A 16,605-nucleotide genomic window follows, 5' to 3' on the forward strand; every position below is an offset into this window, starting at 1 on the left:
GGAGATGACAATGGGACTTTATTACAAGCGGCCAACGGTGGCAGACATCCGCGCGCTCAAAGGCAAGCGCCAACTGACCATGCTCTATGTGGATACGCCGGCAGAAGCCGCAGCTGCAGCTACCGCTGGCATTGACATGTTGTCGATTATCGATCCGGTATGGAACGATGAAATGCGCGAAGCCGCGGGTGACTGCTTTGTGCAGGTCGGTTTGCTGTACGGTGAACTGGTGACGCAAGAGGATTACCAACGTGCAGCACATCGTGCCGTGAAGGTTGGTGGTGACTGCGTCTATTGTGCGTCGTCGATGGGAACGATCAAGGCGATCGCCGACGACGGTATCCCTGTCGTCGGCCACGTTGGGCTGATACCGTCCAAAGCGACATGGACCGGAGGTTTCAAAGCAGTTGGCAAAACGGCGCAAAGCGCTCTGCATGTGTTCAACCATGTCAAGCGACTCGAGGAAATCGGCTGCTTCGGAGCGGAATTGGAGGTCGTGCCGGATCGTGTAGCAAAAGAAATCGCGGAGCGGACAAACCTTGTGCTGCTGGGCATGGGGGCTGGGCCATATGCTGACGCGCAGTATCTGTTTGCCGAAGACGTGCTTGGCCACACGCAGGGGCATAAACCGCGGCATGCAAAGACCTATCGCAATTTTAAGGCAGAGCTTGACCGCCTGCAGCTCGAACGGATCGCTGCGTTCCGAGAATTCAAGGCCGACGTCGATGGTTGTGCTTATCCTGGGCCTGAACATACCGTCACGATTACTGATGCGGAACTGGAACGGTTCGTTGCATCACTGGTCGCAGCGGCTTCTTGAACTCAAACTTACCAGTGCTGAAAAACGTAGAGCAGATTGATTAAGCAATTGGTCGCTCTCGCGTCTGGTGGAGATCGTGGCTATGTCGCTTCCCCTATTCCATTGAGTAAGCTTAGAATGATCAAATTTGTAATTATGATGCACTCAACTCATGCCTGATCCGCCCCGCGAGAAGAACCTTGCCTGAAAAGTAAGTACAACATCGGTAGTATCCAGCCGTTGACGTCCCAATCTTTAAGCCAATCTCAATCCAGTTGGCGTACAAGGAACGTAAATTGGGGGTGTCATTGGGGGTGGCAAAATATAAGTAAAAATTTTTATATAATTATAACATTAAGTTAGCAGAAATTAGCGGGTCCGTGTGGGGGGGGCACCATTAAAATCTCGTAAGTCTCTTATATTAAAGTGATTGCACCGCTTTAGGGTTTGGCGCTGTGATGTGTTCCGCCATCGGGCAAGTTTCGCTGCTTTGTGGGGAACCGCCCGATCAGTGACAGCAGCGGTATCCGCAAAACAGCAAAGCGCTGCTTGCGACTGGCAAAGCCCACAGATCACACTGCGAACCGCCCGCCTTCCACGATGCGGGCCTGGCCCAATGCTGTCAGGCTTTCCAGCAGTGGTTGCACGGTGCCTGCGCGGGCGCGGGCAAAGCGGCGGGCGACTTGGTCGGGGGTGGCTTCGCCCATGTCGGTCAGGGCGGCGCGGACGGCCTTGATCTGTTCGGGCAGGGTTTTGGGCCATGGTTCTTTTGCCGTGGCGACAGCGGGGCCAAGGTCCATTGCGCCTTGGTCTGCCTTGACGGTCGCGGCGTGACCGGCGGGGTTCTGATATTCGGGGCGCAGCCAGCGGACCAGCCCGCGCGCTTCCTCAGCCGCGCGGGTACGGTTCAGGTCCACCAGGCGGTGCAGAATGTCATCATCGGACAGGTCCGCAGGCCAGCCATAGGCCTCGGCCACCGCCCTGTCGATCTGGTCGTGCAGATCGCGCAGGATGCCCACCAGCCCTTGGCTATAGATTTCCTTGTCCTTGCCTTCGATCCGTTCATTCGCGCGCAGTTTTTCCAGCACGTTATACATGGCGGTCAGGGTCAACTTTGGGTGCGTGGCCTGACGCTCTTTGCGATGCGCGTCGAGCTGTTCGCCAAGGCTGCGCAGATGCGTTTTTTGCGCCTCGGTCGGGTCGGGGAAGGGGAATTTATTGAAGCAGATTGAGTTGTTGTAGGTCGGGTCATTCCCAGCCCCCAGCCATCCACAGGTAGCAAGCATGAATAGCAGGTGTTGCTTTGACGATAAGACAGCCATGTGCCATCCATCACTTAGACCAATGCCTACAAGCCCACTTTCCGGCAGGTGTGGAAAATCTTTGAAAACAAAATACCGATATCGTGAAGTCCTCACCGTAACAATATGACGCGGCAACCCGTCAATTGCGTTTCTAAGGTCTTCGAATGTATCGCCGTATAGCCACCAAAATTTCTTTCGATGTTCGCGGCTGTTCTCGTCCCTTTGAGGTTTCACATTGTCATAAAGCCATTGATATATGTCAGGGTGCTTTACCCTAACCGTGTCTATATTTCTGTCATAAACATCGATTGTGAGTAGGCTCCTATGACTTCGAGCAATGTCCATGCCATTTGAAAACGGTCTGATGAGAGTCCCAATCGCTTCGTCAGTTCCGTAGCCGAATGCTCTTGCTTGGGCTTCAGAAACCAGAAAACCCTTTCCATGCAGTTTGACACCCTGTGAAGAAAGCAGGCCGTTCGCTATCAGCTTCGACGCCCCCGCAACATCAGCCCCAATCCGCAGATTGCCAAAAATCTTGCCCTTCTGGATATCAAAGCTCACCAAGCGGCCTTCGGCCTCGGCCTCGCCTTTGGCTTCCTCGGTCACGGTCAACAGCCGCCCCATCGCGCGGCCTTTTTCGGCCACGGTCATGGCGATGCGCACCGCCGCGCCATCGCCTGCATCCACCCATGGATGGTCGGGAATGGCATAGGTCAGCGACAGCGGGGTTTTGGGGTCGGCCAGATGCGGTTCCAGCACTTTGCGGTTGAATGTCTGGCGCAGTGAATTGGTGGTGATCAGCCCGAAACGCCGCGCCCCTTTGGCCTGCGCCTTATCCGTGGCGGGTTTCCAATCGCGCGCGGCCTGTGCCGCCTTGTCCCACCAGAACATGACGAAATCTGCACTTTGCGGCATATCGGGATAGGCTTTCCACAACGCCTCGGCATAGCCATCGCCCAAGGCATCGCGCATCCGGCTGGCCCCGATAAAAGGCGGGTTGCCGATGATGAATTGCGCATCGGGCCATGTGGCGGGCTGGGGTTTGAGATAATCCAGCACCGCAATGCGCGCCGCCGCATCCGGCACCTGTTCACCCGTGACGGGATGGGTGGTGGTCTGCCCGTCCCAGCGGGTGACGGGGTTGCCCGCATCATCCAGCCGCGCCTTGGTGCCTGCACAGGTCAGCACCGCATCGCGGTTTTCGATATTGCGAAAATCGCGCAGCACAGGTTCGGACGGGCTGGCCGTGCCATGGGTGCGGAAATGCCATTGCAGATAGCCGATCCACAGCACCAGTTCGGCCACCGCCGCCGCCCAAGGGTTTAATTCGATCCCAAGGAATTGGTGGGGGTCCACGGTATGCCCTGCCAGCGACAGCGCCGCCTGATCCTCGCCCAATTCGGCCAGCAGGGCGGTGACCTCGCCTTCCAGCCGCTTCATCAGTTCCAGCGCGACATACAGAAAGTTGCCCGATCCGCAGGCCGGGTCCAGCACGCGGATGTCGCATAGCTGGTCGTGAAAGGCGCGCACAGCGGCGCGGGCTTCATCTTCTTTGCCCTGCGCCGCCAGCGTCAGTGCCGCCGCCTGCACGTCGCGCCAATCGCTGCGCAAAGGGTCCATGATGGTGGGCACCACCAGCCGTTCGACATAGGCGCGCGGCGTGTAATGCGCGCCCAGTTTGTGGCGCTGTTTTTTGTCCAGCGCGCGTTCCAGCAAGGTGCCGAAAATGGCGGGTTCCACCTCGCGCCAGTCGCGGTTGGCGGCGTCGATCAGCAAGGACAGTTGCATGGCATTCAGGGGCAGGGCGTCTGCGTCTTTGAACAGGCCACCGTTAAAGCGTTTCAGCACGACCATCAGCACCTGCGAAAAACCGCCCGTGTTCATCGTTTCCCACAGCCCCTTGAGCGCGGGGGCGGCGTGTTCGGGATGCCCGCGAAGCCGTGTCAGCAGGTCTGAAAAGCTGTTATGCGGGATCAGGTCCACATCTTCGGCAAACATGGTGAACAGGCACCGCATCAAAAAGCGCGCCACGGTTTCGGGTTCGTGGCCTTGCCCTTCGAATGATTTGCCAAGTGCGGCCAGCCTGTCGGCCACTTCGCGGGTGACTTCGGCAGCGATTTTCGAAGGGTCAAGCGCGTGCGGGTCGGTCCAGATCATGCGCAGGCGGTCTTGGGTCGCCTCATTGCGCAGATCGTCCATGGTGATGCGATAGCGGTTGCCATCGGGATATTGGGTGTAACCTTGGCCTTGCCCCGAAAAATCGGCATAAACCTCGATCACATGGCCCACGTCCACTACTAGCAGGAAGGGTGGCCAGCCATCTTTGCGCGATACCGCGCGGGCGTATCCATCCGCCTGATTGCGGGCGCGCAGCATGGTATCATCCCAGCGCCGCGTGCCGCGCGTGCCGTGCCCTTTGCGGACAGCATTTGGCAGGTCGGGGATCAGGCTGGGCTGGCTGTCAGTGTCGGGCTGGTCGCCGCCCACGCCTTGCTTGGCTTCCATGACAAAGTGTTCGGCGCGGTAAAGGTCGATAAAGCCCCGCGATTGCGTGCCCGTATGAATGAAGGTGACAGGGTGTTCGAAGCAATAAGAATTGGCCGCTGCAGTTTCCGTGGCCGGTGCAGGCCGTGGCACGCCCAGCGCGTCGCACAGTTCATTGGCGAAGGTTTGGAAATTCGCGCGTTCGCTTCCGCCCGAGTTTTTCCAACGGTTGATAAATGTCTCTATCGTCACAACACATCACTCGTTACGTCACCAGTATTGCAACTATAAAGTGTAAAGGGGAAGTGTTATGATCGATCCGCGACGCAATTTGCTGTTCGGTCAGAAGTTGTGGGTGAAGCAAGCAAGATTGGCTTCAGGCATTGGATTGCTATACCCAATCTTTAGTTTGCCCGTTCCAGTGCCGCCCTTTTGGCCCGTGCAGGTCACAGATGTACCGCACCGGGTTTGTCGGAGGCTCCAACTCCTGAGGAGGATGGCGCATCATGAGCAAGACAACGGACACGTTTGCCCCTGAAGTGCGTGAACGCGCGGTGCGAGTGGTCTTCGACAATGAGGGGCAGCACCGGTCGCGTTGGCAGGCGATTATGTCGATTGTGGCGAAGATCGGCTGCGCACCCCAGACTCTGAACGACTGGGTCAATAATCGCCGCCTCCTCGGGCCTATCGGGAACATCCCGCCCGTAAAAGCCAAGGCAAACTTCTAGGCAGCTCTGGAAACCGAACATGTGGCTGCGTAACGAACCAAAATCAGCCACCGGCAAACGCGGTGCGGTTCAATCCTGTCAGCCATCGCTCTCTTGCTTGCAAAGGCTGTTGCACTGGCGTCCGTTGCTGTTGGTGATCTCTTCGACGTCCATACCAGCATGGCCAAGACGCCGTGCATCCCGTCTCGCCATTATTGTAAGGGCACCAAACCAAGCGGCGCGTTGATCAGCTTGTAGCCTGCGCGCTTTTCGGCGCCAGTCTTTTCAAGGTAGCCACGTTTGATCAAATGTTTCAGCGCCCGAAAAAACGTGCTGCGGGATATGTCTGCCATCAACGGATGCTCTTGCAATTCGACCAGCGAAACCTCTGGTTTGGCACGGGTCTGTATGGCAACGGCATAGAGCAGGCGGGTCTCCTGCTCTGGCAGATCAGCAAGCCCAAGATCACGCTCCATATCCAATAGAAGCTGTCGCAGATCTGCTAAACGCATTAATCCGTTCGTCATCACTTGCGCCACACGCTTGCTTGCGCCGGATTGGTACAAAGTCGCGCGGCGAAGTTGAAATCGTCCATTTTGCGGCTCATCGCTCTGAATCCATTGCCATTAAAGGTGTAATTAACAAACTATACGCGCTGGATAACACTACGTACTGGCATCGATTTTACTTACGTAGGCCTCAACCAGCCTTTTACGCAGAACGCCGTAACATGGGGTGATACCCCAGACCCACCACAGGTTTTTCAACCTGCAAAGACCATCTACCATGATAAGTTAACGCATGACAGGCGAGATTGCAACGCGACGCCGCTGCGCACACAAGGCATCCGCGGCGTTTGCAATTGCGCCGCAAGGTCAGCCGCATCTGACAGCGCAATCGCAAGGCGTCCGTCAGGGTTTTGAAACAGGCGCGGTTTAGATCGCGCAGAGGACGCTTGGAAGGGCCCCGGCGGTCTGGCGTGATCTGAACTGGCGCCGCGCGCCCGAGCATAGCATCAGACAGTTGAAGGTGTCGCGTCGCCTTGCCCGCCCCACGCCTGTTGGGTGCCAGTACCGGGCTGTGTCCTGCCAGTTTGCAAATCGCTGCGGTTTGGTTTGCTCAGCCTGCAACGGTCGGCGGGAAAGGCATTTGCAACTTTGCGCCACCGGCGATCCGGTCGGCCAGATGGCCTACGCCGATCGCATAGGCATCGGAATTGTTATAGCGTTTGATTGCGCGGAAATTGGCGGTGGTGGTAAATCTTGGCCCGCCCCGCTGCGGTTCCAGCGTGCCACGCGGGTTCTCGCGCCCCCAGCCTATGCCGGTCTGCCAGCCGCTGCGGGCCAGGTAATTGGCCGCACTGGCCAGCGCGTCAGAAGGATCAACCGCCCAGATGTCGCGTCGCCCGTCGCCTGTGAAATCCACCGCGAATTCGGCGTAAGTCGTGGGGATGAACTGGGTATGGCCCATTGCGCCCGCCCATGATCCGGTCATGCGCGCAGGGCTGATGTCGCCCGCTTGCAGGATGCGCAGGGCTTGCAGTGTCTGCGCCTCGAAGAATGCGCCACGTCGGCCCTCATAAGCCAGCGTCGAGGTGGCCGCGATCACGGGGATGTTGCCTTGTCGTGCGCCGTAAAAGCTTTCTAGTCCCCAGATCGCGGTCACGATATAGCGGTTAACGCCGTAACGCGCCTCGATCGCGTTCAACACAGATGCATGGCGGGCATAGGCCGCGCGGCCCTTGGCGATCCTTTCGTCAGAGGCCGCAATGGCCAGGTACTCCTGGAGCGTGCGGCGAAATTCCGTCTGGTTGCGGTCGCGCGTCACCACACCGGGCAGAAAGCCCACGTTTTGGAAGGCCGCATCAAAGGTTGTGGACGACACGCCTTGGGCTAGCGCGCGGCGGCGAAACCCTGCGACCCACGCGTCATAGCCGGCATTGCGCTGCGGCAGCAGGTCAGGCGGCGTGGTGCCGCTCGTGTCGCGCCGCGAGGCACATCCCGCCAGCACGCTTGCACCCAGCGCCGCGATGATGAAACGTCTGTCGGTCGTCATGTTATCCGCGTTTTCGTTATTTACTGGACAGTCTATTGGATGCGGCCTGTCGCACAAGCCTGCCATGATCGGACCAGCGGGGGCTTGCCAGGAGGGATGCGGTTTTGCGGCCATTGCGCCGGTTCTGCAGCCTGACTGCCTGGCTGAGCCGTGCCGCTATGAGTATTTGAAGAAAAGAGAAGCTGCCAGTGGCGCGAGGCTGGCCAGATCTGTCCAAAGCTGGTGCCGCCCAGCGTGACGCGCCATGAGCGAGTGATCGGCTATCATTTCTTGGCGCGATCTCTGCGCCTTGCCCGCGCATTCAGTCTTACACGATTCAATTCTTTGAGAATTGTCAGGAACTCGGATCGGTTCTTCTTGGAGCTGTCCAGATCAATATTGGTGTGCGATCTCGGCTGGTTTTCGGTCCAGACCTTTCCGTCACGCGGAATCGACATGTGGTCAATTGCCGAACTTACAGAACCGCCATTGGCGAGAAAGACAGTTTTCCAATTCAGGATACCAACGTTAAGGGGGTTATCTCTTATCAATTCAACCTTGATAAAGGGGAGGCCCTGAGATACCAAGTGATCCCAATAGCTATGGGATACGTTTACGCCCGCGTAGGTTTCTTGTGGCATATTGCAAAAGAGATCATTCATCGGGAACAATATGCGCGTTGAAAGATTAAATTCATTCTTAATACTGGATAATAAACTTATCTCGTAATTCTGTATGACATCAGATTTATTTGAAAGAAACGGAAAATTTTCGATAAAATTTCTGAATGCGATACTTTGCAAGGCTTTGTTCTGTAGAATCATGAAATACGTTTGTGCATGATGCTGGCGCACATAGGATTCTGTTGCAGCAATAAAGTCTTCTGTGCATTCCCCGCATTTTTTTAGGAAGGTGGGGAGCAAGTCAGGGAGAAGAAACATACTATCATTTACAAGAAGCACACGATTTGCCTCGTGCCAGTCGGCGAGGTGTTTGAGGCAACTGGTCCACGAGCCAAAATCATAACCATTATTCTTTCTCAGAATAATCGCAGTGTCGTTATTTATATTTCCAAGATCTAATGCTTGCGCTGGGTTGTCCATCGCGAGGCAGAGGATGACGTCTATTTTATTATTCTGAAGCTCATTTATGTAGTTTGCAGTTGCATCAGATATTCTGTCGGACGATGTGTAGGCTGCAAAGATACAAACATCTCGGCCTTTCATCGGTCTTGGTTGGCGAAGGGTGATGGTGTAATCAATGTCGGTTTTGTCCCCCCCAATCTCAGAATCAAGATAAGAAAGTTTCTGATGTTCCTGCTTTGCAACTTCTATGAAAAATGCAGGCTCGCCTGCGAATTGCGCGCCTAGATCGATTTCTTTTTGCATGACCTCTATAGATCCGGAGATCAGTCTCAGTCGATTTGAAACTGAATGACCATGCCTGCCTTCGATAAGGCCGGCATAGAGCAAGGCACAACCCATCCAAGATGGGACCAGATGATTGTCGAGTTGTTTGCGATTTCGTGACAGATCAAGTGCTGGTTTGATATCGGCAAGATCTAGATCTAATCCCTCTTTTGCCACTTTCTTGAAACATTCATAAAACCAGTCGGCCCTGTCAAACTTTCCCAGGTTGTAGGAATCCTTCATGCCGCGGTAGACTGCGCCGCCGGCAACGTGATGATCTGCATTGTCTGACAGGATTTTCAGATAATCCAGATACAAATCCCATGCTGAAAACCCTATCTCGATATCGGGCAGGGCTTTTCTGGACGCCCACGCAAAGAGCCTATGACCACAATCGTGGACTTTCACATGGTCAAATCCCGATTGTGTCAACAAGTCAGACAAGGCGCTTTTCGATGATACAAAATAGTGAAACCCGGGAGACAGGGTGGCAAGAACAACATGCTTGTTGCTGGTGGGTGTGAGTATGGTTGCACTCGGCGTTGTCAGTATAAGTATCCCATCATCGGACAAGGCGGTCGAAATCTCCTTGATAAATTCAAAAGGGTCTTCAACATGTTCGATGACTTCGCTGCTATAAACATAGTCAAATCGCCGGTCCTTGATCGCTTCTGCATTGGCGTAATATTCGGGAACGACTGTTATACCGAGCTTTTCGGCACCGATACGGCCATACGCGCTCATTTCCAATCCAATGGCGTCACCCCGACCCATCGTTTGCCAGAAATGCGGAACATAGCCAAATCCGCATCCAATATCCAAGAGACTACCGGTTGGATTGGATTTCAACGCAAAGATCGGCTCGAGCATTGCTGATATTCCAGCGCCGTTTTGAACGTAATTATACCAATAATCTTGGGCGAAATCCTGGGTATCATAGCCATCAACAGGATCATCATCAGTGAAATAAGCTGTGCCGCATTGCTGGCATAAATTCATATGCAGGTCTTTTTGACTGTAAGAGCCGCTTTCGACTTGCAGCAATGGGCTGCTGTCACTTTTTGCGCACATAGGGCAAGGCTTGGCTGCCGTTGTGGTGTCGGTTGTCCCGAAATGAACTTTGACCATCTTTCTACTTTCCTTCCACGGTCATAACGTCCGGTTCTTGGGTCTTGTGGCGAAATGCTCCGCGAAACTGGGATGTTTCAATCTCGCTGGTCCGTCGTGGTTTTGTTTCACCTTGTCTCAAACAGGTTTTATTTGTCGTGCGGGGCGGGCTGATGCGCGCCGTATTCGTTCGTTGTGATACCGCGCAAATACGCGCCGTATTCATTCTTGGCATAGGTTGCGGCGGCCTTGGCCAGCGTGGCGCTGTCGATCCAGCCTTGGGCATGGGCGATTTCCTCAGGGCAGCCGACTTGCAGGCCTTGGCGTTGTTCCAGCGTGCGCACGAAATTGCCGGCGTCCAGCAGGCTGCCATGGGTGCCGGTGTCGAGCCAGGCATAGCCCCGCCCCATGCGTTGGACCGAGAGCGTCCCCTGTACGAGATAGATGTCCAGCAACGAGGTAATTTCCAGCTCGCCGCGGTGTGAAGGCGTGACGCTGCGCGCTTTGGCGGGGGCGGTGCCGTCAAGGAAATAGAGGCCCGTGACGGCATAATTCGACGCAGGTGTCGTGGGTTTCTCGATGATCGAGACTGCCTTGCCTGCCGCATCGAACCCCACCACGCCATAGCGTTCCGGATCGCTGACCTGATAGCCAAAGACCGTCCCGCCCGTGGTTTGCGCGGCCGCATCGCGCAGCAGATCAACCAGACCGTGGCCGAAAAAGATGTTGTCGCCCAGCACCATGGCCGATGGCGCACCGGCCAGAAAATCCTCCGCCAGCAGATAGGCCTGCGCCAACCCATCGGGCGAGGCTTGCACGATATAGGTGAACGCCAGCCCCCATTGGCTGCCATCCCCCATCATGCGCTGGAATTGGCCCTGATCCTCGGGGGTGGTGATGATCGCGATCTCGCGGATACCGGCCAGCATCAGGACGCTGAGTGGGTAATAGATCATCGGTTTGTCATAGACCGGCAACAGCTGTTTCGACACGGCCATCGTGATCGGATAGAGCCGCGTGCCGGAACCGCCCGCCAGAATAATCCCCTTGCGTTGGGTCATTGTCGCTCTCCTTGCAGGGATTGCAGAACATGGCGCAGGCTGCCTTGCCAGTCGGGCTGCGCGATGGCGTAATCGCGCGCCAAAGCGCTGCAATCCAGCCGCGAATTGGCAGGGCGCGCGGCAGGTGTAGGATAGGCGCTGGTGGGGATGTCCTGCACCGCGCAATCGATGCCCGCACTGGCAAAGATCGTGCGCGCGAAACCGGCCCAGCTGACATTGGGGCTGCCGCTGAAATGATAGGTGCCACTGATCCCGCGCCCTGTGTGAAAGGCGCGCGCGATGCTGATCAGCGCTGCGGCGATATCATCTGCAGCGGTCGGCCCGCCATGCTGGTCGGCGACCACGTTGATATCGGGCCGCATCGCGCCAAGGCGCAGCATGGTTTTCACGAAATTCGCGCCATGGGCCGAAAATACCCAAGAGGTGCGCAGGATCACATGGGCGCCAGCGGCGGCGCGCACGGCATCTTCGCCCGCCAGTTTTGTCTGGCCGTAAATGCCCAAAGGGCCGGTCGGGTCATCCACCTGCCAAGGTCTGCTGCCACTGCCACCGAACACATAATCGGTCGAGATATGCAAAAACGGGATCTTGCGTGCGGCACAGGCCCGCGCCATGGCGGCGGGCGCTGTGGCATTGATCGCGCGGGCGAGATCGGGTTCGCTCTCGGCGCGGTCCACGGCGGTATAGGCGGCGGCATTGATCACGACATCGGCATGGGTTTGCGCGATGATCGCGGCGCAAGCGGCAGGATCGGTCAAATCGGCACGGTCGCGGCCAAGGCAGGTGATGGTGATATCTGCGCATGTCTGCTGTGCCAATGCGGTGGCGACTTGGCCGGTTTGCCCAAAGACCAGCACATGCATCATGCCTTGGTCCCCAAGCGTTGGCCGACACCGGCGCGCGCCTGCAAAGGCTGCCACCACGCGGCATGATCCAGATACCATTGCACCGTCAGGCGCAAACCTTGTTCGACAGTGACGCTGGGCCGCCAGCCCAATTCGTCGCGGATACGGCTGGGGTCGATCGCATAGCGCGCATCATGGCCGGGCCTGTCGGTGACAAAGGTGATCTGATCGGCGTAGGACCCCGATGCTTTGGGGCGCAAATCATCCAAGATCGCGCAAAGGGTGCGCACAAGCTGTAAATTGCTGCGTTCGTTTTCGCCGCCGATATTATAGCTGCGTCCCAACACGCCCTTTTCCAGCACAAGCAACAGCGCATCGGCGTGGTCTTCGACATAAAGCCAGTCGCGCACATTGGACCCGTCGCCATAGATCGGCAAAGCCTTGCCCGCCAGCGCGTTCAGAATGATCACTGGCACCAGCTTTTCGGGGAAATGATAGGGGCCGTAATTGTTGGAACAATTGGTCAGCACCACCGGCAGGCCGTAAGTTTCATGCCAAGCGCGCACCAGATGGTCGCTGCCCGCCTTGGACGCCGAATAGGGTGATCGGGGGTCATAAGGGGTGGTTTCGGTGAATTTGACGGCCTTATCGGCGGGCAATGAACCGAACACTTCGTCGGTGGAAATATGATGAAAGCGGAAGGTCGCGGGCTTGTCCGTTGCGGTCCAATAGGCGCGCGCAGCCTCCAACATGTTGAATGTGCCGGTGATATTGGTCGCAATGAAATCGGCCGGCCCATCGATGGACCGGTCCACATGGCTTTCGGCGGCCAAATGCATCACCGCACCCGGGCGATGGGCGGCAAAGATCCGGTCCAGCGCCGCGCGGTCGCGGATATCGGCCTGTTCAAAGGCGTAATCAGGGTTGCTGGCCACGCTGGCGACATTGTCCAGACAGGCGGCATAGGTCAGCGCGTCAAGGTTCACCACGCTATGCCCGCGCGCAATGGCTAGCCGCACCACGGCCGATCCGATAAAGCCCGCACCACCTGTGATCAGCAGCTTCATCGCCTAACCCTCGAACACGAAGGGTGTATCCAGATCGCGCAGCAAGGGCGCTGCGGCGTCCTTGTCCGACAAGATCGGCGCAACCCCCGCAGGCAGGCCCCAATCAATCCCGATATCCGGATCATCGAACCGGACCGCACCATCACAGGCGGGCGCGTAATAATCGGTGCATTTATAGATGATTTCAGTATCGGGTGCGCGGGTGATGAACCCATGCAGGAAACCGGCAGGTATCAGTAATTGCCGCCCGTTTTGATCCGACAATTCCTCGCCCAGCCATTGGCCATAGGTTGGCGAATCACGGCGAATATCCACCGCAACATCAAACAGACAGCCCCTGCCGCACCGCACCAATTTGGCCTGCGCATGGGGGGGCGATTGGAAATGCAAACCGCGTATTGTGCCAATTTGCGCCGAGAGCGAATGGTTATCCTGCACGAAATCAAGCGTGATGCCTTGCGCCGCAAGCGTTTTGCGGTTCCAGCTTTCCGAAAAAAACCCGCGCGCATCGCCAAAGCGGGCAGGGGACAGGATCAGCACTCCAGCGAGTTTTGTGGTCGTGATCTGCACCAATGTTTCTTCCAATCGTTTTTTGGCACACGCCATGATGGAAAATATTGATCAGACGCTATCGTCAGCGGCGTATTTTTTCCTTGGCGGCTTCTCGCATAATCTAGGAGGATTGTACGAAATACTGATTGAAGAATATTATGAGTAAAAAGAATCGATAAGTTTAATAAATGTCTCGGATAGACACCTGCACCGCCATTTGGCGTGCGGGTGGCAACACGTGCGACGTCTTGCGTCATGCACGCTCCGCCAGCCGTGGCAGATCATGCCAGATCATTGGAAATGCGGCACAGTTGCGGGGGGGGGCTGGCCGCGCAGGCCGGTCAGGTCCGCGTCAGGACCGCATGTTGCGCATAGCTGCCGTATAGATCGCGCATCTGCAGCGTCAGGCCCTGCGCTGTGGCCAGATCCGACAGCACCATGGGCAGGCTGTGGCGCGGCGTGACGTGAAACCGTGCCAGCCAGCCGTTCAACACGCGCCTTGCGATCGCCGGCAGGCGGTGCTGTTGCCCGAAATCGACCAGATGCAGACGGCCCTTTGGGGTCAGCTGGTCCAGTGCATGGTGCAATGCCGCTTGCCAGTCGGGGATCATCGACAGGCTGTAGGAAAAGATGATGCTGTCGAATTGCGCGACCCCAAAGGCTGCGCGTGGGTCAAAATCGCAGGCATCACCTTGGGCAAGCGTGGCGCGTGCGCCAAGTTTCGCACCCGCGCTGCGCAGCATCTGCTGGGATATATCCAGCCCGTAAAGTGCCGTGTGCGGGTATCGCTGCGCGATATGCTGCAGATTGCGCCCCGTGCCACAGGCGATTTCCAACACCCGCCCTTGCGGCGGTGGCGCAAGATTTGCGATCAGATGATCGCGCCCCAGCAGATAATAGGCGCGCGTGGCATCATAGACCCACCGCTGATACCGGTACGTGTCGTCCATCAGCGCGGCATGTGATCTGTCGGTCATGCGTTACCCCGCAAAGCGATAAAGATGTACGCCCCCGTAAATTGCTGACCGGTCCTGCGCAAAAGCCAGGGCAGATGCAGGTGCATCATAGTGCCAGCGCGCCAGCAGATCGGCCGGCACCCGACCGGGCAGAATATCGGCATGCCCGCCGGTGCGGAACAGCACCCTTGCTCCGGGCCGTGCGGTGCGGGTGATCTGCGTCCAAAGCGCGGTCAGCTGCGCGTCATTCATCCAGTCTTGCGCATCAAGCAGCACATAGGCATCCAGCGCTGCCTTTTCGCGCGTGGCCAGATGGTCGGTCAGTGATTGGTTCAGGGCGCGGACACGGTCGGCACGCGCGGCGATATCGGGGAAATGCTGGCGCGCCAGATAGGGTGGGACCGCTGCGTCTGGCCTGTCGGCATAACCGCGGTGAAAGGCTTGCCACACGAAATAATTGTCCTGCACCGAAAAATCGCAGACCAGCCGCCGTGTCCGTTCGCGCAGCACGTCGATCACATCACCGCCTCCATCGGCGGCCAGTTTGTCGTATTGCGCAGGCGGGATACCCAGCCCGAACAGCGATGTGCGCTGGCGTGCAAGGACCCGCACGATCCGCGTATCGAACAACGGGTCGATGACGGCAGCGTGAAACTGGCGCTGCGCGTCCAGGTTTTGCGCCGATAACAGCGGGCGCAGATCTTTGCGCGCCAGTCTTGCCAGCAGATGCACCGCGCCGATGAACCGCCCCAATATCCCGTGCCGGTAAAGGTTGCGCGCGAACATGCCGGCCCTTTTGCGGCCCAGATGCCGCCCCGCCCAATAATCGCGGGTTTGGGCATCCAGATGCGGTGCAAGCTGGTCCAGCACCAGCGCCGGATTACCGGGCAGGTTGGCGCGGCCAAACAGATCATAAAATGCGGCTTGGTCAAGATGTTGGGCCGCGGCCACCTTCAGACGCAACAGCGCGATATGGGCAGGCGACAGATCGACAGCCGTCACAGAGGCGGGATCAGCGGTCAGATAGGACATCGCATTGCAGCCGCCCGATGCGATGCAGATCATATCCGCCCCCGCAGGTAGCGCCAGCGCCGTCATATCGGCAACGGGGTCTTCCCAGATCTGGGCATAGACCAGCCCTGCGAACAATCGTGCAAACAGCCGTTCCTGTATCCCCGTGACATGAAACCGCGGGTTCTGGGACACGGCCGCGTCAAGCTGGCCTGCGACATCGGTTACTGGTGTCATCGTGTCATCGCTTTCTGTACAAGCTGCGTTGCAGCGTCCATGCGGTCGCTGATCTGCGGCGCAAGGCCGAATGCATGCTCGCGTCCCCCAAGGCGGCGCAGCGTGCCATCGCCGGGGTCTTCCAGCGCGGTCATGCTGTCGACCCAATCGCCACAATTGGCATAGGTCAGGCCGAAACGGTCATGCAGGGCGGCGATGTGGAAATGACCGCAGATCACCCCGTCCAGCCCTTTGGCCCGCGCAAGATTGACCATCCGCTGTTCATAGATCCGCCCGCGATAGCGCATCTTGTTCGCCGCGATCAGCAGCCAGTCAACCAGACCGCGCACATGCGGCTGGCGGCGCGATAGCTTGCGCAGCAGGCGGTCGCAGCGGCGCAAACCGTGGTCGATCAGGCTGCCCAACCGCGTCATCATATGCGCGCGGATCAGGCGGTCATCGGCCTCGTCACCATGCACGATCAGATAGTTTTTGCCCTGCAAGCTCTGATGCACATGGGATGCGACATAGTCCGCATCCAGCCGCGCATGGGGCGGGATCAGGCTGGGGTCAGGGTCATGGTTGCCGCGCACATAGATCAGCCGTGCGCCGTTGCGCGCGCGGGCCTGCAGATGGTCGATCACGGCCTGATCCTGCGCCGTCCAATGCGGCAGCAGCGGATGCCACAGATCAAGGATATCGCCGATCAACACATAGGTATCCGCGCGGTGCTGCTGCAGGAAACGCAGCACTAAATCGGGCCGTGAAGACAGCGCGCCCAGATGCAGGTCGGATATGAACAAGGTGCGCTGCGGTGACGGGGGCGGAAAGGTCAAACGTTCAATGGTCATCAAATCACCCCATCACTTGTGCATGTTGCGCGCGCCTTGAATCGCTCAGCGGGGTGACAGGGGCATGACCGGCATGTATCAGTTTTGTCTCAACCCCGGATTGTGACGAAAACCGCACAGGCGGACAACAGGGCTGGTCTGTTGCGCCGGGCTGACATGAAATTGTCATCTTGTGCGCGCTAGTTCGGCAAACCTTGTTGCA

Annotated in this window: 12 protein-coding genes and 1 pseudogene; 2 read left to right on the plus strand and 11 right to left on the minus strand. The window is 57.6% G+C overall.

The window, feature by feature from the left end:
- Nucleotides 1-4 precede the first annotated feature (4 nt).
- Nucleotides 5-820 carry a 3-methyl-2-oxobutanoate hydroxymethyltransferase gene (locus SKA53_RS02315; protein WP_007204430.1) on the plus strand — a complete coding sequence of 272 codons (816 nt, stop codon included), beginning with the start codon at nt 5-7 and terminating at the stop codon, nt 818-820.
- Between the two features lie 551 nt (nt 821-1,371).
- Here the strand turns inward: SKA53_RS02315 and SKA53_RS02320 are convergent.
- Nucleotides 1,372-4,839, minus strand: a complete 3,468-nt coding sequence (locus SKA53_RS02320; protein ID WP_007204431.1) for a class I SAM-dependent DNA methyltransferase — start codon at nt 4,837-4,839, stop codon at nt 1,372-1,374.
- Nucleotides 4,840-5,093: 254 nt separating this feature from the next.
- On the opposite strand from SKA53_RS02320, the pseudogene SKA53_RS15480 reads away from it, so the two are divergent.
- Nucleotides 5,094-5,249: pseudogene (locus SKA53_RS15480) on the plus strand (IS3 family transposase); the annotation flags it as partial.
- A gap of 257 nt (nt 5,250-5,506) precedes the next feature.
- On the opposite strand, the gene SKA53_RS02330 reads toward SKA53_RS15480, so the two are convergent.
- The 10 genes from SKA53_RS02330 to SKA53_RS02375 all read right to left on the minus strand — a co-directional run bounded on the left by SKA53_RS02330 (nt 5,507) and on the right by SKA53_RS02375 (nt 16,403).
- On the minus strand, nt 5,507-5,821 hold the full coding sequence (locus tag SKA53_RS02330; RefSeq protein ID WP_040483078.1) for a hypothetical protein: 315 nt from the start codon (nt 5,819-5,821) through the stop codon (nt 5,507-5,509).
- A 592-nt stretch (nt 5,822-6,413) separates the two neighbouring features.
- The gene (locus SKA53_RS02335; RefSeq protein WP_007204435.1) at nt 6,414-7,349 is read right to left on the minus strand and encodes a lytic murein transglycosylase; all 936 of its coding nucleotides are present in this window, start codon (nt 7,347-7,349) and stop codon (nt 6,414-6,416) included.
- A 263-nt stretch (nt 7,350-7,612) separates the two neighbouring features.
- Nucleotides 7,613-9,865 (minus strand): class I SAM-dependent methyltransferase, encoded by a 2,253-nt coding sequence (locus SKA53_RS02340; protein ID WP_081440107.1) that lies wholly within the window; start codon nt 9,863-9,865, stop codon nt 7,613-7,615.
- A gap of 128 nt (nt 9,866-9,993) precedes the next feature.
- Nucleotides 9,994-10,905 (minus strand): glucose-1-phosphate thymidylyltransferase RfbA, encoded by a 912-nt coding sequence (gene rfbA, locus SKA53_RS02345; RefSeq protein ID WP_007204437.1) that lies wholly within the window; start codon nt 10,903-10,905, stop codon nt 9,994-9,996.
- The gene (gene rfbD / locus SKA53_RS02350) at nt 10,902-11,771 is read right to left on the minus strand and encodes a dTDP-4-dehydrorhamnose reductase (protein ID WP_007204438.1); all 870 of its coding nucleotides are present in this window, start codon (nt 11,769-11,771) and stop codon (nt 10,902-10,904) included. The genes rfbA and rfbD overlap by 4 nt, the downstream gene beginning before the upstream one ends.
- Nucleotides 11,768-12,817 carry a dTDP-glucose 4,6-dehydratase gene (rfbB, locus tag SKA53_RS02355; RefSeq protein ID WP_007204439.1) on the minus strand — a complete coding sequence of 350 codons (1,050 nt, stop codon included), beginning with the start codon at nt 12,815-12,817 and terminating at the stop codon, nt 11,768-11,770. Before rfbB ends, rfbD begins: the two co-directional genes overlap by 4 nt.
- Before the next feature lie 3 nt (nt 12,818-12,820).
- On the minus strand, nt 12,821-13,387 hold the full coding sequence (gene rfbC, locus SKA53_RS02360; protein ID WP_040483081.1) for a dTDP-4-dehydrorhamnose 3,5-epimerase: 567 nt from the start codon (nt 13,385-13,387) through the stop codon (nt 12,821-12,823).
- 323 nt (nt 13,388-13,710) lie between these two features.
- Nucleotides 13,711-14,346 (minus strand): class I SAM-dependent methyltransferase, encoded by a 636-nt coding sequence (locus tag SKA53_RS02365; protein ID WP_007204442.1) that lies wholly within the window; start codon nt 14,344-14,346, stop codon nt 13,711-13,713.
- 3 nt (nt 14,347-14,349) lie between these two features.
- The gene (locus SKA53_RS02370) at nt 14,350-15,573 is read right to left on the minus strand and encodes a DUF3419 family protein (RefSeq protein WP_007204443.1); all 1,224 of its coding nucleotides are present in this window, start codon (nt 15,571-15,573) and stop codon (nt 14,350-14,352) included.
- Nucleotides 15,570-16,403 (minus strand): UDP-2,3-diacylglucosamine diphosphatase, encoded by an 834-nt coding sequence (locus tag SKA53_RS02375; protein ID WP_007204444.1) that lies wholly within the window; start codon nt 16,401-16,403, stop codon nt 15,570-15,572. The genes SKA53_RS02370 and SKA53_RS02375 overlap by 4 nt, the downstream gene beginning before the upstream one ends.
- Nucleotides 16,404-16,605: the final 202 nt, after the last annotated feature.

The organism is Yoonia vestfoldensis SKA53, assembly GCF_000152785.1.
Taxonomy (GTDB): Bacteria; Pseudomonadota; Alphaproteobacteria; order Rhodobacterales; family Rhodobacteraceae; genus Yoonia; species Yoonia vestfoldensis_A.